Below are 24,976 nucleotides of genomic sequence, written 5' to 3' on the forward strand. Positions count from 1 at the left end.
GTTTAAATAAGTCTAAAATTTAATTGAGGTGATAATATGAAGACGCTAATCGTAAATGGTAGATTATTAATTAGCGGAAATATAGTAAGTAACAAAGATGTATTGATTGAAGGAAATAAAATAAGGGCTATCGGAAACGGTCTTTATGGCGACAACATAATAGATGCTGGAGGAAACTACGTATCGCCAGGTTTTGTAGACATACATATACATGGTTCTTCCGGATTTGATACAATGGATGGGACTTTTGAAGCAATAAATACAATATCGAAGTCTGTGGCAATGCACGGCGCCACGTCATTTCTCCCCACAACCATGACTGAGGATAAAGGCAAAATCAAAAATGCTATAAAAAATGTGTTTGATAACAAAGACCGTGTTGAAGGTGCTGAAATCTTAGGCGTACACATGGAAGGGCCTTTCATAAACCCAAAGCAAAAGGGAGCGCAAGATGATAAATTCATTTTAAAACCTACAGTAGAAAATTTCACTGAAATTTGCGGCGAATATGTAAATATTGTGAAACTTGTAACAATAGCGCCTGAAGTTGATGGAGCATTAGAGCTTATACGTTATTTAAAAGAAAAAAACATCGTCGCATCTGTTGGACATACTGATTCTACTTATGATGATGTAGCTTTAGGATACAAAGCAGGTATAACACATGCCACCCACGTCTTTAACGCCATGAAAGGATTTCACCACCGTGAAGTAGGAACAGTAGGAGCAGTCTTCGATCTCGACATAAGCGCAGAAGTGATCGCTGACGGAATACACTCAGTCTTCCCAGCCATAAGGGCGCTTATAAGGTTAAAGGGAAAAGAAAAAGTAAATCTTGTAACAGATGCAATGATGGCCGCAAACTTAAGGGACGGCCTTTATCAGTTGGGCGGTCAAGACGTATACGTCAAAGACGGTGCTGCAAGGCTAAAAAGCGGTGTCTTGGCAGGAAGCACCCTTACATTAGACAAGGCTATCAAGAATATTTTATCCAATACAGATTTATCACTACCTGAATCTGTCGCACTGGCGTCTTACAACAGCGCAAAAGTAATAGGTGTTGATGACAGAAAGGGCCTTATAAAAGAAGGATATGACGCAGATATAGTAATCTTTGACGAAAATATAGAGATAAAAAAGACGATTGTCGGTGGGAAAATCGTCTATGAAAAAAAATAGCCAATAAGGCTATTTTTTTTCTTCACCATATCCTGTTGATTCTCTGACGATAAGCTGATGAGGCAAAACCACGTGCATATCATCAATAGGCTCTTTAGCAAGCAGTTTCGTCATAAGCCTCATGCTTACAGCACCTATATCGTATGCAGGCCTTTGTATAGTAGTTATCGTAGGCCTAAACATATACGAAAGATACGTGTTATCAAATCCGATAACGTGAATGTCTTCAGGCACACTAAATCCAGAGTCAAATATGGCATTTATTGCAGCGGCAGCCATCTCGTCTGATGCTGCAAAGACAGCGTCAACATTGTTTTCCAAAAGCTTTAGCATTGCAAGGTATGCTTGCCTTGCTTTGAAACTGCCTTCTACAACAAGCGACGGCTTAAATCTTATTTTCGCTTCAGATAAGGCTTCTTTGTATCCATTTGTCCTCTGTACGCCTCCAATAGGATCATCAGCAGGTCCGGATATCATGCCTATCTTCTTGTGCCCTAAAGAAATCAAATATTTGACAGCATCATAAGAGGCTTTTTTGTTGTCTATATTTACATTTGGAAACTCCGACTCGGCATCCTCTGTACCTGCTAAGACAATCGGTATACCAATGTCTTTTAGCTGCTGCTTTACAGAATCTCTAATTATATCGCCCATGTATATGATGCCATCAACTTGCTTTTCGCTAAGTATCTCTATATAATTCATCTCTTTTTCTTCTTTTTGGTCTGTATTGCACAGAAATATATTGTAAGAATACATGCTGGCAATGTCTTCTATGCCTCTTACAACTTCAGGATAAAAGGGACTTGATATATCAGGCACAATAAGCCCTATCGTGTGAGTCTTCTGTATCTTCAGGCTTCTGGCTAAAGCATTTGGCTTATAGCCTGTCTTTTTTATGGCATCCAACACCCTTTGCTTTGTTTCATCAGTGACAACAGCGCTGTTATTTAAAACTCTCGACACTGTAGCTATAGAAACTTTCGCTTCCCTAGCCACATCTTTAATAGTAGCATTCACTCTTTACCACCTCTAAGTTATCGTTTTCTCATACCTTATGGATATTTTACTTTTTTAATGAAAATTTGTCAATAGATTTTCGAAAAAATTTTACATTGTTTTTCATAAATCAACAAAAAAAGACGAAGATCACTTGTCTTCATCCTCATCAACATCTTTTTTTCTATCTTTTAAAACAAACAAAGGTATAAAAGACATGGCCATGTACATTATGCCTACAACTAAGACCACAAGAATGCTTAGCTTTACGATCAACTGTTCCACAAAACCACCTCCGGCATTTATAAAGCCTACTACATTATATGCAAAAGGTGGTTTTATGGTCTTTAAACGGCTATAATTTGTTGCCTTGCAAAAATCCTATTTATCGCAAATGCGATGCCATCTTCATTGTTTGACTTTGTGACGAAATCCGCCTTTATCTTTACAAGCTCTGGCGCATTTGCCATTGCAACACCAAAACCTGCGTACTCTATCATTGATAAGTCGTTGAGATTGTCTCCTACAGCAGCAACAAGCTCCCTCTTAATGTTGTACATATTTGCCAAAGTCTTCAATGCATTGCCTTTGCTGACACCTTTAGCGTTAAGCTCCAAATGGCCACCGCCAGATGTGGAAACAGAAACTATCTTTGAAAGCTTATCATAAACTTCCGGATCTACAGGGGCAGGATTTTTAATGTCACCTATTGCGTATATTTTAGCAGTGCCTTTTCCCGTATTTTTGATGTATTCAGCAAGATCACCAACAGCATCAACTTCAACCGTATTAAACGACAAATACCATTCAACCCTTTCATTCATTTCTTCTACCACTAATTTATCATCGATATATAGATTTACTTGATAGCCACTGCTTTTTAATACATCGATGACTGCTATGGCATCATCAGGTTGAATCGGGTTATAATAGTACACTTTTTTCGTGTAAATATCTTTTATCAAAGCTCCGTTAAAGCAAATGACAGGTGCATTTACCCTAAGCTCTAAAGCATATGGTAATATTGATGAAAACATCCTACCTGTGGCAATGGTATAAATGACTCCCTTTTCTCTCAGCTCATTTATGGCGTTAATATTTGCTTCAGATATTTTGTTATTGCTATCTAAAAGGCTTCCATCGGCATCTGTTACAAATAACTTACACATATATTTCAACCCCTACGTTTATTTTTCTATATCTATATTATAACAGTTTGTAAATTTACATACTATATCATAATTTAGCATAAAACGTTAACACTGAAAATTTTACATTTTCATTTTTTATTTAACAAACTTTTTACAGTGTATATTTTGCATCAATACTCTCAAAATATATTTGAACATATTAAATGGAAGGGTGGGCTTATGCTTATTATATTTTTTCGCACGTTAATCCTTTATTTCTTGGTAGTCGTCGTCATGAGAATAATGGGAAAACAGCAGATAGGGCAATTGCAGCCGTACGAATTGGTTGTTGCAATAATGATAGCAGACCTGGTTGCCGTACCTATGCAAAACAAAGGTATACCACTTTTAACAGGCATAATACCTATTTTTACTTTGCTTATATCACAGCTTTTTTTATCGTATGTGTCGATGAAAAGCCTGCACGGTCGCGAAATCATCTGTGGAAAGCCTACAGTTCTAATTGACAAAGGAAAAATCCTGACAAAAGAACTTCAAAAAGAAAGGTACAATATAAATGACCTTTTAGAAGAGCTTAGAGTCATGGGCTATCCAAATATAGCTGACGTAGAGTACGCAATATTGGAGACAAATGGCTGCCTAAGCGTAATACCAAAAGTCGATAAAAGACCCGTAACACCTAATGACTTAAATCTGACACCACAATACGAAGGATTACCTCTTCCAGTAATAATAGACGGAAAAATAATAGAAAAAAACATGGAAATAGCAAATGTAGATATGAATTGGCTTAATGAACAATTGAAGATGTGGAATATAAGCAGCGTAGATAATGTAATACTGGCATCACTTGACCCCAATAACGTATTGACAGTTTACAAGAAGGAGTGATACATGAAATGAAGCACGTGATTCCATTGATTGCAGCCATAACTGTCTTAATAATACTTGTAGATATAGCTTCGTACAACTACTTATATACTTCATCCAACAGCATGGAAAAAAAACTTGAAGTTATAGAACAAAACATAAAAAGTGAGAAGTGGATGAGTGCCAAAACAAATGCTGATGATTTAGAAAAAACTTGGGGAAAAGTAAGCAACAAATGGGCAATTTTAGTTGAGCACAGAGAAATAGACGATATTGATATGAGTCTTTCAAAGCTTAAAAGCTTTATCGAAACTAAAGACAAAGATTTAAGCCTATCAGAGCTTAAAACATTGAAAGAGCTTTATAGCCACATACCATCAAATGAGAAGCTGACACTTGAAAACATACTATAAAGACCCGGATTCTCCGGGTCTTTATAGTTTACAAATTAATTTTGTGCTGGAGCTGTCAACTCTTTCGCGTTTTTAGCATCGTCAGGCAACACAACATTGACATTTCCATTTATATTCGAGTAAACTATTGAGCCGCTTACCATTTCCCATTTCAATGGTATCTCGACTCCTCCAATTTTTGCTCCTTGCTTATAAACGATTTTTACAATCATGTCAAGCTTAGACACCTGATTTGTAGTTGCGTCTATATAATAAACACTTCTTCCATACGCCCCATCGACTAAATCGCTGTACTTCATACCATTCAAAATATTTCCAAGGCCAAGAGCATTTACTAAATCATCAATTTTTGACATGTCCGTAATTTTAGTGTATGCATATACCACATCTACTGCTTTTCCGTTTAAATAGCTTGTACCAGCATATCTATAAAGTACGTCTTTGCTGAAGAGATTATTTTGTTGTTGCAATTTTTCCAAGTTCATGATGTTTGACATACCTGGAACCGTCATATAGCTCCACTGACCATCAGGTGATTTTACGTAAACCTTATCGCCCATCATGTACTCTTCTACATCCATTGAGCCTTCATTTGGAATAGTCATGCTAATCGATTCATGGATTCCTTGGTCTAAATTGAAATCAGCATAAACTTGTGTAGAAACTGTATCAAATGGCAATGCAACACCATTGTTAAAGCCGATGGCAATTTTCATATTGCCACTTATGCTGCCACTCTTCATTGTAGAATTCTTGCTGCTATCTATCATATCTTTAACTTTATCGTAATTGTCGAATATATTTGACAATAACTGCTGCCCTTCATCTTCTGTTACTTTATCATTTAGAGAAACATCTTGAGGAATCAAGCCTTCTTCTAAGGCATATACGTATTCAGGCCCTTCTATCTGATGCGCATCTATCATCGATAGTCCATAAAATCTGCTTAATAAGGTAGCAACCTGCTGGTAAGTGATTGGATCTGAAAGCATCAAATTTCCTTTGCCATCGCCTTCTAATATATGGTTGCTTTTCACATACTGAGAGATATCCTGTCCAGATAAATCAATCCCATATCCCTTTACAAGATCATTTACAAACTCCTGTCTCGTCATGTATGATGGCGACGGCTGCGCTGCTAAACCAAACACTGGAATAGCTGCAACCAGCATAACTGATAAAAAGATAGAAACAAACTTTTTCACAATAACCCCTCCTTGACTTGTTTGTTAATTTTCAATCAGTTATATTTTACCACTTTACCATATTTTAATCAATAAAAATTTTCTAAATTTTTGAATCACAGACTACCTTTTAGCCCTATCTCATCCGCTACACTTCTCATTCCTATTATGGTTTCTTCTATCACTTTATCTAAGTCCATGTTAAGCATTTTTGCACCTTCTTCTATGACGTCCCTGTTGACACCTGCTGCAAAACTTTTTTGCTTCCACTTTTTCTTTACAGATTTCACCTCTAAATCAAGTATGCTTTTGCTGGGGCGCATAAGCGCTGTAGCTGTAATAAGTCCTGTCAGCTCATCAATTGTGTACAAAACTTTTTCCATTTTATGTACCGGTTCTACATCCGAGCACAATTTCCACCCATGGCTTTCTATTGCATGAATGTACTCTTCAGGCCATCCATGCTCCTTTAATATTTCTCTTACTTTCTTGCAATGCTCATTTGGATACATCTCATAGTCAAGGTCATGCAAAAGTCCTATGATGCCCCACTTTTCTTGGTCCTCACCAAAAAGCTCAGCAAAATGTCTCATAACCGCCTCAACAGCCAACGCATGTGTGATAAGGCTTTCACTTTTGTTGTACTCCTTTAATAACTTATAAGCTTCATCCCTATTAATTAAAGCATTCTCCATAATGAATACCCTCTTTCGTATGATATTATTTTTAAATAGAATTATACCACAATGAGGGACGTTATCAAAATTATATGAATATATAAAAAACATATTGACAAATTAACCTACACGATGTAGAATGAAATTAAACTACATCGTGTAGATTCGAAAGGAGTATCTTGAGACGATGCAAAGAATGTCAGATTCTGAAAAAAAGATAATGGAGTATATTTGGGCTGCCGGGCATCCTGTAACAACTTCTGAAATAATTAAAAATCTGCCTGAGGCAGCGGAATGGAAACAGAACACAGTGATTACTTTTTTAACTCGCTTAATTAGAAAAAAAATTCTTAAGGCAACCAGAATAGGCAAGGCTAACCAGTATGAGCCTTGCATTACTGAACAGGAATACCGTAATTTTGAAATAAAGCAATTTATAAAAGATGTCCATAAAGGTTCTATATTAGGATTCATTTCTTCATTATGTGATAATGGCGATATAACATTGGAAGACATTGAAAGCCTAATGAAACGTTTTAAAAAGTAGGTGTTACTTATGATTAAAATAATCTATAATCAATTGCTTATAATGTCGGTTGTGGCTGGAGGACTATATTTGATTTTAAAACTTTTAAGTCTATTTACTTTTAAATATTTTTCTTCAACCTGGCATTATTACAGTTACATATTTATGTACATGTTTTTCCTGATACCGTATCACAGGTTGGTATCTTGGCTTAATTTGAGCTTTGCACAATATCTATCTTGGTATATAAGTTCTGCTGCCAATGGTATCGCTACATCAAGACATGAAATACATGCATCTATATCACTTTACCTTGATTTGATCCCATACACATTGATGGCAGGAACACTGGTAGCAACAATTACAACTGTTGTTCAGAATTATAGCCAATACAAACGTATTTTCAGCATGTGCCGTTTGGCCAATGGTACTAAGACTTTAAATGTATTTTTAAAATGCAAGCAAGAAATGTTAATAGCAAAAGACATAAAAATTTACATCTCTTCCTGCATGACTACACCCTTTCTGTATGGTATCTTTAAGCCTCGCATCGTTTTGCCAGACATTGAATTTACCAAAGAAGAATTGAAGCATATTTATCTTCATGAACTTACTCACTGGAAGCGTCATGATCCATATCTAAAGATTTTATTTTTACTCATTAATTTACTCCATTGGTTTAACCCTTTGGCATATATCGCAAGACATGATATTGAGAATTATTGTGAGCTCTCATGTGACGAAAGTGTTGTAAAACCAATGGACAGCTACGAAAGGAGGCGATATTGTGAATTAATACTAAATGTGCTCTGGAATGTGGCAAATCAAAATGTCAAGCTGTTTTCTGCGTTCAGTGATAAGCAGAAACAGCTGGAAAGGAGGTTAAATAAGATTTTGGGCGAACAAAACTCACCTTACAAGCAAAAGAAAAAATGGGTAGCCATATCTGCAATCTTAATAACATTGCTAATAGCAACAATTGGCACAGGTATGGCTTATGCCACAGATGAAATCATTTCTGTGGCAGGGGAAACATCAATCTCTGTACCCAGTGGTGGAGTGGAAGTAACACCTCAATCTCACACTGACATGCCTTTTCTTGTAGAAGGAGAAACATCAATTTCCGCCCCATCAAAATAGATAAATAATTTTCTTCAATTATAAAATTATAAAATAAACCGAAAGGAGAATCAATCATGATATCGAAATACGAAGGATTTCAGAACAAAAAAAATGATAAGCATACTAATTGCCATCATGCTGCTGATCATTGCATCTTGGTTATTAGGACCAATTACAACGTATGCAGCAGATAAGGATGCTACAATAGCTGGAGAAAAATCAATTTCGGCATCTTCTTCTCTACCTGGTATCGGCATACTTGCATCTTGGGGAAAAGTTACCCTTACTTGGAACGGAAGAAATTATGCATATGCTACAATGTCTACTTATGCCGGAACAGCTTACTACTTATATGCAAAAGTATCTGGCACAGATGGACTAGGCAGCATTCCAGCATCAACTAATTACGCTTATAATAGTTCTTCTACAACTACTGGAAAAATTTTTAGCCGTACGACTGATTCACCTGTCACGTGGAAAGGATATGGTGAAATTCAAGACACACCTACATCTGGTACTCAAACAGCTTCTACTTCAACGACTGTTTAGTTTAACTTATATCTATTTCAAATAAGATGTGGAAACTTTGTTCCACGTCTTATTTGAAATATTATTGATATTTAATAATATAGAAACGAGGATGATAAATTTGATGAAAAAAAGATTAACAGTTCTATTTTTTATCGTAATTATTATTTTATCTGGTTGTAGTAGTTTTAATAAAAATATTAATAGAATTCATAAATGGGATAATTCAAAATACGAAAATTTTCCTAGTAGCATAGGAATAAATGTTTATAATGAAAATAGTTTTAATACAGGTATAAAAAATGATCCTAATAGCTACAAAGCAAATCACACATTATATATTTCTGATTTAACTAAACCAATTACCGTTATGTTTAACAATAATGGAAAAGACAGAAAGTTTATAATGAATGTTTATTATGATTACGAACAAATAAAATTTAAAATTAATTCAAACGGAAAATTCGATCAAAAATATATTTTTAATTTAAATGATGGATATGAAATTGAACTACCATTATATCTTCCTCAAAATTTGACAAAGTCTGGATCTCACAAATTGCTTATAACTTTTTGCATTGCCCCGGATTTACACTCATCTGACTTAAATCAAACCATAGACTGGTATGGAAGTGCAACAATTCAAGATATTATTTTTAATTCGGAAAATATCAATTTTGACAACACAAAAGAATTCGAAATACCAAAAAATCTTATTAAATCCAGTTATAATTATACGTTAAATCAAGACTATGATTATAGCATACTTAAAACGAAAATCTTGCCTAATCCTCCAGTTGTTTTCACAGTAAAACCAAATCAAAAGTTTAAATTAATCTATAACGTCTCTTCCCCTTCTGCAAAGGAAAGCAGTCAAGTTTTATTATTGACAACCATTGGATACAAGCAAGTCTTAATAAATAATAAACCTTATTTATTACTGGAAATTCCAAAAGGCAGTACAGGAATAGGGGAAATGGAATTGATTGCTCCTAATAAACCAGGACTGTATGAGATTATTAGCTATAGCGTTTGTAGTCCTTTTAATAAATTTGACGGAAAAGACCTTTTATCTTTCAACATAGAAGCAAGTCAAAGATTTACTTTAAAAGTTAAAGAATGAAACTGACAATTATGGACATAACTTCTCATACACCAATGTACCTGCTTATTATATCAACATATTTGCTAAAATCCTCTATTGCCATTTTAACACTGTTGTACACAATTTTATCATCAATTTTTTCATACTGGTGCACTAATCTATTCCTCAAACCAGAAGCTGGAGCAATCTTAACTGCAAAATCTACATCCAAAACTCCAGCTTCACGTATCACCCATTTTATTCACCCCTCAACAATTTATCTATTTCTTTTCTCAGATACTGTCTCCTTTGCTCTCTCAAAAACTGAGTATCAGCATATCTAAAAGATGCATAACACGTGAACCCACTCCATCCTATAGAGGGTGGAGCTTCCTACTTCATAGACCATTGCCTACTGCTATTCACAGCAGGTCTTACACAATCTCCATGGGCGTAACTTCGGGAGGAACCTTCCCTACAAAATTATTACTCTTATGCTGCTATGCCTAATTGTTTTAATCCTTCATATAGTACATTTATTGCTGCGTTTATATCTCTGTCTATCTCTAATCCGCACTCGCATTTGTGTATTCTTACCGATAAATCTTTTTCCACTATTTTCCCGCATCTTGAACATCTTTGTGATGTATATGCTGGATCTACTTTTACGAAGATTTTTCCCTCTTTTTCTGCTTTATACTGGAGATATTTGTCTAACATTCCCCATCCTGCATTTGCTATCGATTTTGCAAGTTTATGATTTTTCATCATATTTTTTACTTGCAAATCTTCAACGCATATGATGTCATTATGTTTTACTATGTTATAGCTTATCTTATGTAGATAGTCCCTTCTTTGATTCGCTATTTTTTCATGAAGTTTCGCTAATCTTTTCTTTTGCTTTTCTCTGTTTTTGCTTCCTTTCTTTTTTCTTGATAATTGTCTTTGCAGTCTTTTTAGTTTCTTCTCTGATTTTTGTAGCCATTTAGGATTTGAGTATAATTCTCCATCTGATGTTGCAGCTATTGAGTTTATTCCTTTGTCTACTCCTATTGCTTTTTCTCTTATGACTGTTTTTTCTTTTTCTTCTTCTACTTCAACTGACAGATTTATATACCACTTTCCTGCATGGTATTTTATGTTTATTGTTTTGACTTTTGTTGGATCAAAGTTTCTATGTGCTTTGATTTTTATATGCCCTATATTTTTTATGTATACATATCCTTCTTTCCCAAAGTTTCTTTTTGTTTCGCATTGTGGAAGTGTTATTGATGTGTAGTGATATTTATCTTTGAATTTAGGATATTTGGCTCTTTTGTCAAAGAAGTTTTTATATGCTCTATCTAATCTTCTCAACACATCCTGTAATATTTGCGACTGTATTAATTTGTATTCTGGATGTTCTTTTTTATATTTTGGAAGCATGTTCTGCTGTTCTTTATATGTAAGTCCTTTGCCATATTGTTTGTAATGTTTTATTCTTTGATCTAGTGAGTAATTATATAATTTGCGACATAAATACAATGTATAAAAAAGCTTTTCTTCTTGTTCTTTTGTTGGCTCTATGAAAAAATGCTGACATGTCATCATCTTTTCTCACCTTGGCTTTCTACAATAAAATTTTCTGTATCCATTATGGCATATTATTCTATGGCAGACAATAGAAATTCGTTTCCCACCTATAGAGGATGGGAGACTTCTTTCAAGCTTTTATTAAATCTTACCATTTTCCATGTATACAATCAATAAATTCGTTGCTATATTAGATGAAATTTTACCATCCAAATCTTAAGACAAGCAAATTTTCTTGACTTTATCGAATCAAAGTGCTATTTTTATTATGATGGTATCCCGAGTGGAACCATACATGATGTTAAAATTTTAAAAGTTTATACCTCGCCAGGATCATATGACCGGGACGGGAGATAAGATGGTGTATTATGCCTTCCGTGCGGAAGGTTTTTTTGTTATCTCCCACATTTGAAGGGAGTGTTGTTTAAATGAAAGTAGGTTTCATAGGTGCAGGAAAAATAGGCACAGGTTTAGGTATTTTATTGTCACATTCTTCAATAAAAGTCTCTGGATATCTAAGTCGAAATGTAAATTCATCATTGAACGCATCATCACTTACAAATTCTGCTGCTTTTTCAAAATATGAAGACATTATAAACGCATCAGATGTAATCATAATAAGCACAAAAGACGACTGTATAAAATCTATCGTGGAAGAAATCCTAAAGCACAAATCTATTATAAACAATAAAATCTTTGTCCACTTAAGCGGCTCAATATCTATTGATGTACTAAAGCCTCTTAAAAAATATGGACACACGATGGTCATACACCCGATTCAAACATGCCCATCAATAGAAGCTGCCGTCTCTCTGCTTCCCGAAAGTTACTTTACAATTGAAGGAGATGACATTGCTGTAAATGTCGGAATAAGTATAACTAAAGCAATAGGAGCAAAGCCAATAGTAATTAATGGCATTAATAAACCCCTTTATCACGCAGCATGTGTCATAGCATCAAATTACCTTGTTACACTTGTAAAAGCTGCCAATGAACTTTTAAAAGCTTCTGGATTTCCTTTTGACAAACATCCAGATCTGCTTTTACCGCTTATAAATGGAACTTTGAAAAACATAAGTGAAAGAGGATATGACGCATCATTGTCAGGTCCTATTGCCAGATGCGACATAGAAACGGTCAAAAAACATGTGGAAAACATAAACGATGATGAAATTTTAAAACTATACAAAGCCATGGGAAATACCACAATAAGACTTTTTAAAGGCTCAAGTGATGAGAAAATATCGGAATTGGAGGAGATATTTAATGAATGATAAAATAACAGTTTCTACTCTAAAGAAATTAAAAAAAGATGGCATAAAGATAACTGCATTGACTGCCTATGATTATCCGACAGCAAAGATATTGGATGAATGCGGTATTCATTTTATACTTGTAGGTGATTCCCTCGGCATGGCAGTATTAGGATATGATAGTACCATACCTGTCACAATGGATGACATGGTACACCACACAAAGGCTGTCACAAAAGCAGCAAAAAATGCTTTTGTTGTGGCTGATATGCCTTTCATGTCTTACAACATATCTAAAGAAGATGCACTTAAAAATGCTGCTCGCCTTTTGTCTGAAGGAGGCGCACAAGCCGTAAAGCTGGAAGGCGGCATCGAAATAGCTGAAACAGTAAAGGCAATCGTGAATGCCGGCATTCCAGTAGTAGGTCACATAGGCCTCACACCTCAATCTGTAAACAAATTAGGTGGATACAAGGTTCAAGGCAAGGATGATAAAACAGCATCAAAGTTAAAAAACGATGCAAAATCATTAGAAGATGCCGGTATCTGTGCTCTTGTCTTAGAATGCGTACCGATGGATCTGGCAAAAGAAATCACTAAATCTCTGTCAATACCTACAATAGGCATCGGAGCAGGGCCATACTGCGATGGTCAGATACTTGTACTTCACGATATGCTGGGGCTTACACAGGGGCATAAGCCAAAATTCGTAAAGCAGTACGCAAACATCAGCCAAATAATAAAAGATGCCGTAGGAAGCTATATATCAGATGTCCAAAATCAATCCTTCCCAACTGATGAATACTCATTTGCTAATAGAGAGAGTGATGAAAAATGATGGTCGTTGAAAAGATACAAGATGTCAGAGAAATCATAAAGTCGCAAAAGAAGCAAAATAAAAAGATAGGGCTTGTGCCAACCATGGGCTATCTTCATGAAGGGCACCTTTCCCTCATAAAAAAAGCTAAAGAAAATTCGGACTTCGTATGTGCCAGCATATTTGTAAATCCAATCCAATTTGGACCAAACGAAGATTATGACAAATATCCAAGAGATGTTGAAAGGGACATTAAACTGTTGGAAAATCAAGGTTGCGATCTTGTTTTTATACCATCGGTAGAAGAAATGTATCCAGACGAAAGGCTTACGACAATAACCGTAAGGAAAATCACAGACAAGCTTTGCGGTGCATATAGACCAGGACATTTCGACGGCGTATGCACTGTAGTGGCAAAACTTTTTAATATATTTACGCCAGATATAGCAGTATTCGGCCAAAAGGACGCTCAGCAAGTAGCTGTAATAAAGAAAATGGTGGAAGACTTAAATATACCAGTCGAAATAATCGCATCACCTATAGTAAGGGATGAAGACGGATTAGCACTAAGTTCAAGGAATACTTACTTAACTGATGAGGAAAGACGTGCAGCACTAATTTTAAACAAGTCACTAAAAGAAGCAGAAAAACTCCTTGTATCTGGAGAAAGAAGTGCAGAAAAAATCTTAGATGCTGTGAGAAAAACTTTAGAAGATGAGCCTCAATGTAAAGTACAGTACGTCTCATGTGTTGACCCTGATACGTTGGATGACCTAAACACTATAGGTGATAAAGCATTGATTGCAATTGCATGTTATATAGGAAATACGAGATTGATTGACAATCTACTATGGGGTGTTGATGAATAATGCAGCGATTTATGATGAAATCTAAAATTCACAGAGCAACCGTCACAGATGCAAACCTAAACTACATGGGCTCTATAACTATTGACAAGAGATTAATGGATCTTGCCGACATTTTGCCCGGGGAAAAAGTGCAGATCGTTAATAACAACAACGGTGCAAGATTCGAAACGTACGTCATAGAAGGAGAAGAAGATTCAGGCACTGTATGTTTAAACGGTGCTGCAGCAAGACTTTGCGTCCCCGGTGATATTGTGATCATAATTTCATATGCAATGATGGATGATGAAGAAGCTAAAACTTATAAGCCGAAAGTAGTATTTGTTGACGAAAAAAATAGGCCTTTAAAAGATTAAAAATTTAAAAAGAGCAGTGTAATTTCAATACATTGCTCTTTTATTTTATTTAATTCCATTTGATAGATCCGCAATCTTTTTCAATACCCTTTCTTTTTCGCTGCCTTCTAATATGACGGGTCTAAAATCATTCCGATCTTTTAAAGAGGAAATTGATATAGGTATTAAATTCATGTTTGATAAACTGATTAGTCTTTTTGAATTATCAAACGTAAAAGACTGTTGAAAGATGAATGCATCTTTGTCTGATGGGTTTCTGTTGCCGCCAAAGATAAAATTGCCTAAAGAATAGACTATGTACTTGCCATTGTATCTTTCTATGCCCTCTATCACATGAGGGTGTGTGCCCAAAACAAGATCTGCTCCTTCATCAACTGCATAATGTCCTAATGCTACCTGTATCTTATTGGGATAGTACTTTCCCTCATCACCCCAGTGAAAGCATACGATGACTAAATTGGTTTGCCTTTTCATATCCTGAATATCTTCTCTTATTTGCTTTTTCAAATCTTCAGGAAAGCTCCAACCTGTATAACCTAAAACTCCTACTTTTATTCCTTTGATTTCCTTTATGTACTTATACCCATATCCAAAAAAGCCTATTCCTGCTTTTTTAAGGGTATAAACTGTATCATCAAATCCTTGCCTTCCATAGTCAAAAGAATGGTTATTGGCCAAATTTACAGCATCAACACCACCATCTTTCAATATATTTACATAAATGGGATTGCCTCTAAACTTGTACTCTTTGTCGGCCTCTTTTGAAGCATTTGTCAACGTGCCTTCTAAATTGACTATTGTCATGTCATCATTTGTAAAGATGCTTTTCACATTTTGAGTAAAATACCCGTAATCGCCACTGTGCTTTTGAAACTCTGCGTCAAACGTGTACTCTTTGCCAAAGCTTTCATCAGATCCCAGCGTCGTATCACCTGCAGCGCTTACGGTAATTTCTATCGGAGCATTATTTACATTTTTATCATCTATCGATGCTATCTGCTTTAAATTATCATTGCCAACTTTAGAGGTTTCTTGTATGATGCCGTTTTTACCCATTGTCACCTCATACGATATAAAAAATGCAGCTATCAATACAAGTACAGAAATTATAAATTTTTTCACAATGCCCACCCCTTTTATCTCATGTATAATTATATAATATTTTACAAATAAGTAATAATTAATAAATTATAAAATTTATAAAAAAATATGGCGCACACTATGTACGCCACACATCATGTAAGGATTATCTTGTTGTAAGACTTTTTACCTCGTCTTAAAATCATGTAACCTTCCTTAAACATGTCTTCTGTAACTACAGCATTTACGTCTTTTACATTTTCATCATTTACGTAAAGGCCACCTTGAGTAATAAGCCTCCTTCCTTCGCTCTTTGAAGGAATTATGCCCGTCTTTACAAGAACATCCAACAAATTTGATCCTAACATGTCACTTGTAATCGTGGAAGTAGGCACATTGCTTAAATCTCCTCTGCCCTCAAACAAGGCTTCTGCTGCCTTTTTCGCTTTTTCAGCCTCATCCACACCATGTACAAGTTTTGTAACTTCGTACGCCAGAACTTTTTTGGCCTCATTTATCTCCTTATCCTTTAAAGAGCCAAGTCTTCTGACTTCATCCATAGGCAAAAATGTCAACAATGAGAGGCACTTTTCCACATCTGAATCATCTATATTCCGCCAATACTGATAAAAATCATACGGCGGCGTCTTATCAGCATCAAGCCAAATAGCTCCCTTTTCAGTCTTACCCATCTTCTTCCCTTCACTTGTAGTAAGCAGAGTAAATGTCATGCCGTAAGCTTGTTTTCCTTCTTTCCTCCTTATCAGATCGACGCCTGCCAATATGTTTGACCACTGATCGTCTCCGCCCATCTGAAGCACACAGCCGTACTCTTTGTTTAGCATAAGAAAATCGTACGCTTGCATAAGCATGTAATTAAACTCTAAAAAAGAAAGTCCTCTTTCAAGCCTCGTCTTGAAGCATTCGGCAGTAAGCATCTTATTTACAGAAAAATGTACTCCTATATCCCTTAGAAACTCCACATAGTTAAGATTTAAAAGCCAGTCAGCGTTATTGGCAAGTATCGCTTTGCCATCTGAAAAATCTATAAAGCGGCTCATTTGTCTTTTAAAAGCTTCGGCATTGTGTGTTATCTCCTCTTTCGTCAGCATCTTTCTCATATCTGTCTTGCCAGTAGGATCGCCTATCATGGCAGTGCCACCACCAATTAAAGCAATAGGCCTGTGTCCTGCCCTTTGCATGTGAGCCATAACCATAAGCTGCAAAAAATGTCCAACATGCAGGCTATCTGCCGTCGGGTCAAAACCTATGTAAAAAGTAACCTTTTCTTTCTCAAGTAATTCTTTGATTTCATCTTCATGCGTCATCTGCTGTATAAAATTTCTCTCTTTCAATACATCAAAAACCGACATCAAATTGACCTCCTATATTCTTAATATTTATCAAAAATTTTAATTATCTTTCAATATATCCCTTGTTTATTGCATCTTCCAATATATCATTGATAAACTGCCATAGCTCTGGCGCTATCTCGCTGACAATTTTGTTTCTCTCAAGAACTTGATGGCTTTTTACCCCATGCTCTCTCCACGAATGCCCATTCGTATAGTAATTATGTATTATAGGCTGCATCCTATCAAGGGCAGATGCAAATTTTGCATCTTTAGTTTTGCGTTCTTCAAATTCTTCCCACAAGGCTTTTATCTCGTCTGCCTGATCTTTAGGTAAAATATTAAATAGCCTCTCTGCCGCTTTTTTCTCTCTTTCTGCTTTGTCTTCATATCCCTTCTCATCGTATACAAATGTGTCACCAGCATCAATCTCTACTATATCGTGTACAAGAACCATCTTAATCACATGGCTAACATCGATTTTCTCGCTTGCGTATTCAGAAAGGACTAACGCCATCATTGCAAGATGCCAAGAATGCTCAGCATCGTTCTCATGGCGTGTGCCATCCATAAGAAGCGTCTGCCTAAATACTTGCTTTAACTTGTCTATCTCTTTCAAAAACTCTATCTGCTTTTTAAGCCTTTCATTTTCCATAAGTAAATACCCCTCTTTTCGCATATATTTTTATTATATACCAAAGAGCTTACTAAAAAAAGCATGCCGTAGCATGCTTTTTCATCAAACCTTATCTTTTTTTCTCACGTAATTTATGAGTCCACCTTCTATTAGGATTTCCCGATTTCTGTCGCTGACGTCAAGATCTACTTCAAATTCATACCCTTTCGTCACATTCTTAACGACAATCTTGCCTTTTGCCTTGACTTGATTTACAGCACCTTCAATCTTGAGCACATCGCCTTCATCGATCTTGTCATAATCATCTTCACTTACAAATGTTAAAGGAAGAATTCCGCTATTTACGAGGTTTGCCTTGTGTATTCTTGCAAATGACTTTGCAATTACTGCTTTCACTCCCAGTTGAAGCGGCGCCAACGCGGCGTGCTCCCTGCTGGAACCTTGACCGTAGTTATTTCCGCCAACTATTATGCCACCGCCATTTTCTAAAGCTCTCTTAGAAAAATCAGGATCTATCGTCTCAAAACAATGCTTTGAAAGCTCTGGAATATTAGATCTGAGTGGTAAAAGCTTAGCATTAGACGGCATAATGTGGTCTGTCGTAATGTCGTCCCCTACCTTTATCAAGACGGCCTTTTCAATATCTGCAAGAGGAGTATTGATAGGGAAAGGCTTTATGTTTGGACCTCTTACAACATCAAATTCATCCGCATTCACAGGCGGTTTTATTATCATATTGTCATTCACCAAAAATTCACTGGGCATCTCTATCTTGATTTCTTCTCCTAACTCCCTCGGATCTATGAGATAACCAGCCAATGCTGATGCAGCGGCTACTTCAGGACTTACCAAATACACTTTTGCTGATTTTGTGCCACACCTTCCATAAAAGTTCCTGTTAAATGTCCTAAGAGATATGGCATTTGTAGCAGGAGCCTGACCCATGCCTATACATGGTCCACAGGCTGTCTCTAAAATCCTGGCGCCAGCCGAAATCATGTCTGATAATGCGCCATTTTTTGCAAGCATGTTCAAAACTTGCCTCGAGCCAGGAGATATGACTAAGCTTACTCCTTCTGCGATAAGACCACCTTTTAATATGGCCGCTACCTTCATCATGTCCATGTAGGACGAATTTGTGCAAGATCCAATCGCCACTTGATCGACTTTTAACTTTCCTGCATCTTTCACTTTTATTACATTGTCAGGACTGTGTGGCAGTGCCACCATAGGCTCTAATTCGTCAAGATTGATTTCAATAACGCCATCATACTCAGCATCATCGTCTGGCAGCAGTGCCTCAAAGTCATCTTCTCTCTTTTGGGCTTTTAAAAATTCATACGTGCGGAAATCAGATGGGAAGATAGATGTAGTCGCTCCCAACTCTGCTCCCATATTTGTTATAGTAGCTCTTTCAGGAACGGACAGTGTTGCAACGCCATCGCCTGTGTACTCAAATACCTTGCCGACTCCACCTTTTACAGTAAGCCTTCTTAAAAGCTCAAGTATAATGTCTTTCGATGATACCCATGGTTTTAATTTCCCAGTAAGTCTAACGTTAATCACTTCTGGCATTACCAGCCTATAGGGCTCACCTGCCATAGCCAATGCCACATCAAGTCCTCCAGCGCCTATTGCCAGCATACCTATGCCACCACCTGTAGGCGTATGACTGTCAGATCCTAATAGCGTCTTACCTGGTTTTCCAAACCTCTCAAGATGAACTTGATGGCAAATACCATTGCCTGGCCTTGAGAAGTATATTCCATGTTTCGCAGCAACTGTCTGGATGTACTTATGGTCGTCTGCGTTTTCGAAGCCTTCCTGCAGCATGTTATGGTCAACATAAGCGACAGAAAGCTCTGTCTTGACTTTGTCGACTCCTAAAGCTTCCAGCTCCAGATAAGCCATAGTGCCTGTAGAGTCCTGCGTCAGTGTCTGATCTATTTTAATAGCGATCTCATGCCCTTTTACAAGTTCTCCTTCTACCAAATGCTTCTTCAAAATTTTTTGCGTTAAATTCACTTGTCATCCCCCTCTTATTAAATTGCCTTAATCTTAGATATGTGCTCTTCATAAAGATATATCAATTCTTTATCAAAAAGCGGTCTTTTAAGCTGAATAGACAAACTTCTCACATAAGGTAAAAGTTCTTTTGCTTCCTCCTCAGGCAATACTCTTCCGTACTCTTTGAACTTATTTATTAACGCTGCCGTACCTGAATGCTTGCCTATCACAATCTGTCTTTCAAGACCTACTTCATCTGGATCGAATATTTCATATGTGTGAGGATCTTTAAGAGCTCCATCAACATGGATTCCCGACTCATGTGCAAACACATTTGTACCAACAATTGCCTTCCACGACGGCAGTTGCCTTCCAGATGCTGTAGACACGTACTCTGAAATCTCTCTAAACCTTTTTGTATCTATATTGATGTCGTACTTATACACGTGCTTTAGTGCCATAACTACTTCTTCTAACGCTGCATTTCCGGCCCTTTCACCAAGGCCATTTACAGTGACGCCTATAAAATTAGCACCAGCTTTAAAACCTGCAAGAGCGTTTGCCGTAGCCATTCCAAAGTCATTGTGTGTATGCATCTCAATATCTATATCCATGGCTTCTTTAATCTTTTTTATGATGTCGTATGTTTTAAAAGGATCCAATATACCTACAGTATCGCAGAATCTCAATCTGTCTGCACCTGCTTGTTTTGCACACCTTGCAAACTCTATGAGAAAGTCCATATCTGTCCTGGATGCGTCCTCTGCGTTTACAGAAACGTAGACGCCGTCTTTCTTGGCGAATTCAACAGCACTTGTCATGTGATCTAAAACCCATTGCCTTGAAGTTCTAAGCTTGTGTTCTATGTGTATATCTGAAGTCGAGATTGAAATCGCAACAGCATCAACACCGCACTCTAACGATTCTTTCACATCATTTACAACAGCTCTGTTCCATGCCATTATACTGGCATTCAGTCCAAGTTTTGCAATTTTTGCAATCGTCTCTTTCTCATCTCCGCCCATCGTTGGAATTCCGACTTCAAGTTGATGCACGCCAATTTCATCTAACATTTTCGCAATTCTGATTTTCTCACTATTAGCAAAAACAACACCGGCTGTTTGTTCTCCATCTCTCAGTGTTGTATCGACGAGGTACAATTTACCATCCTCTTTTTTGAATTTCATCGAACTTCCCCCTTCTTAAATCAAAGAAACTTATGTATATATTTTATTCATATAAAGAAATAAAGTCAATAGTTTTTGCAACTTTTTATATTTAAAATTGCAAAAGCCAGATTATACGTACTAATCTGGCTTTTGCATATCATTCATCAATCTCTGTATGTGTATGGCTAAATAACCTATTTCATCTTCAGGCACATTCGTCCCTAATGAATTTCCGATGTGTTTGGCAATGCTTGCAGCTATTTTATAAGCCTTCTTAAATTTTCGCTTTATCGGAATAAGAAGCTCATTTGAAATCGGCATACCCCTTTCTATTCTGTCTACTGCAAATTTCAAGTGCGTAATAAGCCGCAGGTAATCAATAGAATCTGTTTCAATCTTCCTGCCTATCATATCTTCAATGCTTTTCACAAGTTCAGAAACAAGCCTCGTATTTTTCATGGTGACTGACACACCAGAATTTTCGAATGCCGCATGAAGGTGCAGTGCAATAAAACCTGCTTCATCCTCAGGAAGCCTTACATTTAGCCTGTCTTTTATTAAATCTATAGCTCTAAGTGCTATTTTATAGTCATCTTTATAAAGGGCACTTATCTCTTGATTAAAAGGGTTCTTTATGTCTATCCCACCTTTTATTCTTTCAATGGCAAACGCTATATGATCAGGAAGCGCTATGTGGATGTGTTCATTCAGTTTCCGACCTTTCACATTTTCAGCGTATGCTATAAGCTCCTCAGATATTCCAATAACTTCATCTCTTATGTTGTTAAGTAATTCTGAAAACTTTACAACATTGGCTTTTTCTTGCAGATAGTAGACCTTCTCAATTCTTTCATTTATCACATCGCCTGGCTTTTTAGAAAACCCTATGCCTTTTCCTACAACTATACACTCTACATTCTTTTCATCACAGGCCATCACAACATTGTTATTCAATACCTTTAAAGCAGTGAACATTACCCTCCCCTCCTAAAGTTTTTATATATCATTTTAAGTTTATTTTCATTATTTCAGTTTTTCCCCCTTCAACTGTGACTCCATTCTCTTTTTTCTTCATCTTTTCTACAAGTTCCATGTTAGTAATGATTACAGGGCTTATGATAGGATGATTTTCTTTTACCTTGTCAATGTCAAACACTATAAGTTTATCGCCTGTTTTAACTTTCTGCCCTTCTTCGACAAAACTTTCAAAACCCTCCCCTTTCATCTCAACTGTATCCATTCCAATGTGAATAAGTATTTCAAGTCCACCAGACGATCTTATGCCTATGGCATGTTTTGTAGGAAAAAGTTGAATTACCTCACCATCTACAGGAGAGTACACTACACCATCTTTAGGCTCAACTGCGACACCATCACCAACCATTTTCCCTGAAAATACTGGATCAGGAACATCTTCAATATTTATCAATCTTCCGTTAAATGGTGATACTATTGTTTCGCCCATAAACTTTTTCTTAAATATATTGAACATAAGAACCAATCCTTTCAATAATATTGTGCATAAAATAATAATATATAATTTATTGTTAATAGTAAAATATATTTTAAGCGGCCGTAAAGGCCGCTAATGATCATTTTTTCTTCATCCGCTTTTGCATCTCTTGTGCTATTAAATCGGCTTTTGTGCCAACGATAACCTGTAGTGCCCCTTTGCCCATCCTTATGACGCCATTCGCTCCAGCTTTTTTAAGTTCATCGTCGTTTATGACAGTGTCATCTTTGACGCTTAAGCGCAGCCTTGTGATGCAAGACTCCAAAGATACGATGTTACCAACTCCTCCTAAAAGCGCCAAGTAGTTCTGAGCCATCTCACCTATATCAGAACTTGACAATTGCTCGTTGCTTTCATCCGTGTCCTCATCAAGTCTTCCCGGTGTAGGCAAATTCAATTTTACGATTAGGAAGTAGAAAACAACGAAGTAAACTACAGCATAAATTATTCCTATTAGCAATAAAAGTAGCGGTTTAGATGATATTCCAAAGCTTAGGATGTAGTCTATAAGACCTGCAGAAAATCCAAAGCCCATCCTTATTCCAAGCAAATACGTTATTGCCAGCGACAAACCTGTTAAAATCGCGTGTACAACGTACAAAACAGGTGCTAAAAACATAAATGCAAACTCAATTGGCTCTGTTATACCTGTAAGGAAAGCTGTAAGTGCTGCAGAAATCATGATACCAGATACTGCTTTTCTGTTCTTTGGCTTAGCAGCCATCACCATAGCAAGCGCTGCTGCAGGCAATGCAAACATCATTATAGGGTAGAAGCCTGTCATAAATCTACCGGCAGTTGGGTCTCCTGCATAAAATCTATTTAAATCACCAGTGACAACTGCACCAGATGCAGATTTAAACGACCCAAATACGAACCAAACGAGGCTATTAATCACGTGATGAAGTCCAACCGGAATAAGCAACCTATTCAATACTCCATAGATAAATACGCCAAATGCGCCTGCACTTATTATCCACTTTCCTAAAGCGTATATGACATTTTGTATTGGCGGCCATACATAACCTGCCGCAAAAGCCAATACCAAAGCTGCCAATGATGTGATTATAGGAACAAATCTCTTGCCTCCAAAGAAACCTAAGAAATCGGGCAATTTTACGTCGTGGTACCTATTGTACAAATAACCAGCTATGATACCTATAAGGATACCGCCTAAAACGCCCATGTTTATGTCTTTATTTATCGTCGTTGCACCTTTCGTCAAAACCAAATATCCGACAGTAGCTGCCAGGCCAGCAACTCCATCGCCACCAGCGAAGCCTATTGCTATGCCTATCGCAAAGATAAGTGGCAAGTTGTCAAATATGGCACCGCCAGCATTTGTGATAAACGGAATGTTGAAAACATCCTTTGCGCCAAGCCTTAGAAGCAACGCGGCAGCAGGTAAAACTGCAATTGGAAGCATCAAGGCTTTGCCGAGCTTTTGTAAATTACCTAATCCTTTCATTGACTATACCTCCTTAAATTTTTTTTGGCATAAAAAAGAGCTGGTAAGGTATCAAAACCTAACCAGCTCATGCCTGCTTTACCAGTAACACGCTGAAATCATCATTTATTCGTTTACAATATCATTATACTCTATACTTTTTATCTTGTCAATACCTATTTCTTTATCGAATAAGCCATCCTTCTGTACGTATGTCTTACACCTCTTATGGCGATAGATAAAGCCATTATATTTTCTGGTGTTGCTATTCCAGGCGCGAATCCAGCGTCGCCTATATGCTGTATGTCGCTGCCAGCCATCTTGGATTGCAGCGCAATGTTCTCAATTATACTTTTTTGCGATCCTTCTTGAGATGTGCCAATAGCAGTCAGCGCTAACGCACCTGCATCGTGCACAACATCAATCATCTTTTTTGCTACAGACAAATCGATTCCCGGTACAGTTCCCGGTGCAGGTATGAGTATACAGTCAGCACCAGCTTTGACAAACTTTTCAAGCAATTGTGGATCGTATATATTGCCTGACCCTGCACCATGCATCTTGCCAGCAATTATCATCATGTCGTCACCTAATAAGCTTCGCGCCATTTCAATGCCATTAACTATTGTTTCAACACTTACTCCCGTATTTGGATTTCCTGTTATCATGATGTAGTCAAAACCATAAAACTTAACCTTTTCAAGGTTTTCCCTGTTTAATTTCCTGCCCTCTACATATTGGACATCATCAGGAACAGGTTCTATGTTGACGCCAATTACCCTACCAGTTATTTCTTTTAATTTCTTGATGTAATTTGGATCGTTTAAATTCTTTGAGGCTCTTTCTGCGAGCATTCCTATTTCTCCAAATCCTTTAGAGATATTTACATCCAGATCATCAATTCCGAATATAAAAGGGCTTTTAAAATCAAAAAAGTTTAGCGTTATTAAATCTGCACCAAATGCTGCCGCTAACTCCGGATTTGATACACCATAAATCGGCGTTGGAAAAGTCACTATCGTCTCTGCCATGACAGTCCTTCCCTCAGATAGCCGTATGGTTTCAATCAATTTCCTGCCCGTCATGTTCATGATGTCGCTTGATGTTAGCTCAAAAATTCTCTTCATAAATTACCATCCTTTCTTCCTAAAAAATAATAGCCGGCAAGGTAATA

General features: G+C 36.8%; 27 protein-coding genes. 11 read left to right on the forward strand and 16 right to left on the reverse strand.

Annotated elements, in window-relative coordinates; all coding sequences use genetic code 11:
* The first annotated feature begins 36 nt into the window (after nt 1-36).
* The gene (gene nagA, locus JJQ93_RS07850) at nt 37-1,179 is read left to right on the forward strand and encodes an N-acetylglucosamine-6-phosphate deacetylase (protein ID WP_274893352.1); all 1,143 of its coding nucleotides are present in this window, start codon (nt 37-39) and stop codon (nt 1,177-1,179) included.
* Between the two features lie 9 nt (nt 1,180-1,188).
* On the opposite strand, the gene JJQ93_RS07855 is transcribed toward nagA, so the two are convergent.
* From JJQ93_RS07855 to JJQ93_RS07865, 3 genes are all read right to left on the reverse strand, one after another.
* Nucleotides 1,189-2,199: a LacI family DNA-binding transcriptional regulator gene (locus tag JJQ93_RS07855; RefSeq protein ID WP_014756974.1), complete on the reverse strand. Its 1,011-nt coding sequence runs from the start codon at nt 2,197-2,199 to the stop codon at nt 1,189-1,191.
* Between the two features lie 129 nt (nt 2,200-2,328).
* Complete coding sequence (locus JJQ93_RS07860; RefSeq protein WP_274893354.1) at nt 2,329-2,463, reverse strand: hypothetical protein; 135 nt, start codon at nt 2,461-2,463, stop codon at nt 2,329-2,331.
* Nucleotides 2,464-2,525: 62 nt separating this feature from the next.
* Nucleotides 2,526-3,347: a Cof-type HAD-IIB family hydrolase gene (locus JJQ93_RS07865; RefSeq protein WP_085111744.1), complete on the reverse strand. Its 822-nt coding sequence runs from the start codon at nt 3,345-3,347 to the stop codon at nt 2,526-2,528.
* A 201-nt stretch (nt 3,348-3,548) separates the two neighbouring features.
* Between JJQ93_RS07865 and JJQ93_RS07870 the strand changes: the two genes are divergently transcribed.
* Nucleotides 3,549-4,220: a YetF domain-containing protein gene (locus JJQ93_RS07870; RefSeq protein WP_085111745.1), complete on the forward strand. Its 672-nt coding sequence runs from the start codon at nt 3,549-3,551 to the stop codon at nt 4,218-4,220.
* A gap of 8 nt (nt 4,221-4,228) precedes the next feature.
* Nucleotides 4,229-4,612: a DUF4363 family protein gene (locus JJQ93_RS07875; protein ID WP_274893355.1), complete on the forward strand. Its 384-nt coding sequence runs from the start codon at nt 4,229-4,231 to the stop codon at nt 4,610-4,612.
* Between the two features lie 35 nt (nt 4,613-4,647).
* On the opposite strand, the gene JJQ93_RS07880 is transcribed toward JJQ93_RS07875, so the two are convergent.
* Complete coding sequence (locus JJQ93_RS07880) at nt 4,648-5,817, reverse strand: DUF6612 family protein (protein WP_274893356.1); 1,170 nt, start codon at nt 5,815-5,817, stop codon at nt 4,648-4,650.
* Between the two features lie 95 nt (nt 5,818-5,912).
* Nucleotides 5,913-6,491, reverse strand: a complete 579-nt coding sequence (locus tag JJQ93_RS07885; RefSeq protein WP_274893357.1) for an HDIG domain-containing metalloprotein — start codon at nt 6,489-6,491, stop codon at nt 5,913-5,915.
* A gap of 169 nt (nt 6,492-6,660) precedes the next feature.
* Between JJQ93_RS07885 and JJQ93_RS07890 the strand changes: the two genes are divergently transcribed.
* The 4 genes from JJQ93_RS07890 to JJQ93_RS07905 all read left to right on the forward strand — a co-directional run bounded on the left by JJQ93_RS07890 (nt 6,661) and on the right by JJQ93_RS07905 (nt 9,772).
* The gene (locus JJQ93_RS07890) at nt 6,661-7,020 is read left to right on the forward strand and encodes a BlaI/MecI/CopY family transcriptional regulator (RefSeq protein ID WP_274893358.1); all 360 of its coding nucleotides are present in this window, start codon (nt 6,661-6,663) and stop codon (nt 7,018-7,020) included.
* A 9-nt stretch (nt 7,021-7,029) separates the two neighbouring features.
* Nucleotides 7,030-8,139 carry a M56 family metallopeptidase gene (locus tag JJQ93_RS07895; RefSeq protein ID WP_274893359.1) on the forward strand — a complete coding sequence of 370 codons (1,110 nt, stop codon included), beginning with the start codon at nt 7,030-7,032 and terminating at the stop codon, nt 8,137-8,139.
* A 93-nt stretch (nt 8,140-8,232) separates the two neighbouring features.
* The gene (locus JJQ93_RS07900; RefSeq protein WP_274893360.1) at nt 8,233-8,670 is read left to right on the forward strand and encodes a hypothetical protein; all 438 of its coding nucleotides are present in this window, start codon (nt 8,233-8,235) and stop codon (nt 8,668-8,670) included.
* Between the two features lie 103 nt (nt 8,671-8,773).
* Complete coding sequence (locus JJQ93_RS07905; RefSeq protein ID WP_274893362.1) at nt 8,774-9,772, forward strand: hypothetical protein; 999 nt, start codon at nt 8,774-8,776, stop codon at nt 9,770-9,772.
* Between the two features lie 25 nt (nt 9,773-9,797).
* Here JJQ93_RS07905 and JJQ93_RS07910 read toward each other — a convergent pair whose 3' ends face one another.
* Both JJQ93_RS07910 and JJQ93_RS07915 read right to left on the reverse strand, forming a co-directional pair.
* Complete coding sequence (locus JJQ93_RS07910) at nt 9,798-9,986, reverse strand: DUF86 domain-containing protein (RefSeq protein WP_274893363.1); 189 nt, start codon at nt 9,984-9,986, stop codon at nt 9,798-9,800.
* A 239-nt stretch (nt 9,987-10,225) separates the two neighbouring features.
* Complete coding sequence (locus JJQ93_RS07915) at nt 10,226-11,323, reverse strand: RNA-guided endonuclease InsQ/TnpB family protein (protein ID WP_274893364.1); 1,098 nt, start codon at nt 11,321-11,323, stop codon at nt 10,226-10,228.
* A gap of 410 nt (nt 11,324-11,733) precedes the next feature.
* Here JJQ93_RS07915 and JJQ93_RS07920 point away from each other — a divergent pair, with 410 nt between their 5' ends.
* From JJQ93_RS07920 to panD, 4 genes are read left to right on the forward strand one after another with little or no spacing between them, the layout of a single operon-like run.
* Nucleotides 11,734-12,579 carry a Rossmann-like and DUF2520 domain-containing protein gene (locus JJQ93_RS07920; RefSeq protein ID WP_274893365.1) on the forward strand — a complete coding sequence of 282 codons (846 nt, stop codon included), beginning with the start codon at nt 11,734-11,736 and terminating at the stop codon, nt 12,577-12,579.
* The gene (panB, locus tag JJQ93_RS07925; protein WP_274893366.1) at nt 12,572-13,396 is read left to right on the forward strand and encodes a 3-methyl-2-oxobutanoate hydroxymethyltransferase; all 825 of its coding nucleotides are present in this window, start codon (nt 12,572-12,574) and stop codon (nt 13,394-13,396) included. The genes JJQ93_RS07920 and panB overlap by 8 nt, the downstream gene beginning before the upstream one ends.
* Entirely contained in the window at nt 13,393-14,244 is an 852-nt protein-coding gene (gene panC / locus JJQ93_RS07930) for a pantoate--beta-alanine ligase (protein ID WP_274893367.1), read from the forward strand. Before panB ends, panC begins: the two co-directional genes overlap by 4 nt.
* Nucleotides 14,244-14,597 carry an aspartate 1-decarboxylase gene (gene panD, locus JJQ93_RS07935; RefSeq protein WP_085111754.1) on the forward strand — a complete coding sequence of 118 codons (354 nt, stop codon included), beginning with the start codon at nt 14,244-14,246 and terminating at the stop codon, nt 14,595-14,597. The genes panC and panD overlap by 1 nt, the downstream gene beginning before the upstream one ends.
* A 45-nt stretch (nt 14,598-14,642) precedes the next feature.
* On the opposite strand, the gene JJQ93_RS07940 is transcribed toward panD, so the two are convergent.
* The 9 genes from JJQ93_RS07940 to JJQ93_RS07980 all read right to left on the reverse strand — a co-directional run bounded on the left by JJQ93_RS07940 (nt 14,643) and on the right by JJQ93_RS07980 (nt 24,929).
* Nucleotides 14,643-15,719, reverse strand: coding sequence for a CapA family protein (locus tag JJQ93_RS07940; RefSeq protein WP_274893368.1), 1,077 nt, complete (start codon nt 15,717-15,719; stop codon nt 14,643-14,645).
* A gap of 113 nt (nt 15,720-15,832) precedes the next feature.
* Nucleotides 15,833-17,050 carry a tyrosine--tRNA ligase gene (gene tyrS, locus JJQ93_RS07945; RefSeq protein ID WP_085111756.1) on the reverse strand — a complete coding sequence of 406 codons (1,218 nt, stop codon included), beginning with the start codon at nt 17,048-17,050 and terminating at the stop codon, nt 15,833-15,835.
* A gap of 43 nt (nt 17,051-17,093) precedes the next feature.
* A complete protein-coding gene (locus JJQ93_RS07950; RefSeq protein ID WP_274893369.1) occupies nt 17,094-17,684 on the reverse strand; it encodes an HD domain-containing protein in 591 nt (196 codons plus the stop codon).
* An 84-nt stretch (nt 17,685-17,768) separates the two neighbouring features.
* Entirely contained in the window at nt 17,769-19,691 is a 1,923-nt protein-coding gene (locus JJQ93_RS07955) for an aconitate hydratase (protein ID WP_274893370.1), read from the reverse strand.
* Nucleotides 19,692-19,708: 17 nt separating this feature from the next.
* Entirely contained in the window at nt 19,709-20,860 is a 1,152-nt protein-coding gene (gene nifV, locus JJQ93_RS07960; protein WP_274893371.1) for a homocitrate synthase, read from the reverse strand.
* A gap of 120 nt (nt 20,861-20,980) precedes the next feature.
* Nucleotides 20,981-21,817 carry a glucose PTS transporter transcription antiterminator GlcT gene (gene glcT / locus JJQ93_RS07965; RefSeq protein ID WP_274893372.1) on the reverse strand — a complete coding sequence of 279 codons (837 nt, stop codon included), beginning with the start codon at nt 21,815-21,817 and terminating at the stop codon, nt 20,981-20,983.
* A 28-nt stretch (nt 21,818-21,845) separates the two neighbouring features.
* Entirely contained in the window at nt 21,846-22,334 is a 489-nt protein-coding gene (locus tag JJQ93_RS07970; protein WP_085111760.1) for a PTS sugar transporter subunit IIA, read from the reverse strand.
* Between the two features lie 100 nt (nt 22,335-22,434).
* Nucleotides 22,435-23,823 carry an N-acetylglucosamine-specific PTS transporter subunit IIBC gene (gene nagE, locus JJQ93_RS07975; protein WP_274893373.1) on the reverse strand — a complete coding sequence of 463 codons (1,389 nt, stop codon included), beginning with the start codon at nt 23,821-23,823 and terminating at the stop codon, nt 22,435-22,437.
* A 155-nt stretch (nt 23,824-23,978) separates the two neighbouring features.
* Entirely contained in the window at nt 23,979-24,929 is a 951-nt protein-coding gene (locus JJQ93_RS07980; protein ID WP_274893375.1) for a DUF7916 family protein, read from the reverse strand.
* Nucleotides 24,930-24,976 lie beyond the last annotated feature (47 nt).

It is taken from the genome of Thermoanaerobacterium sp. R66 (assembly GCF_028895185.1).
GTDB lineage: Bacteria > Bacillota > Thermoanaerobacteria > Thermoanaerobacterales > Thermoanaerobacteraceae > Thermoanaerobacterium.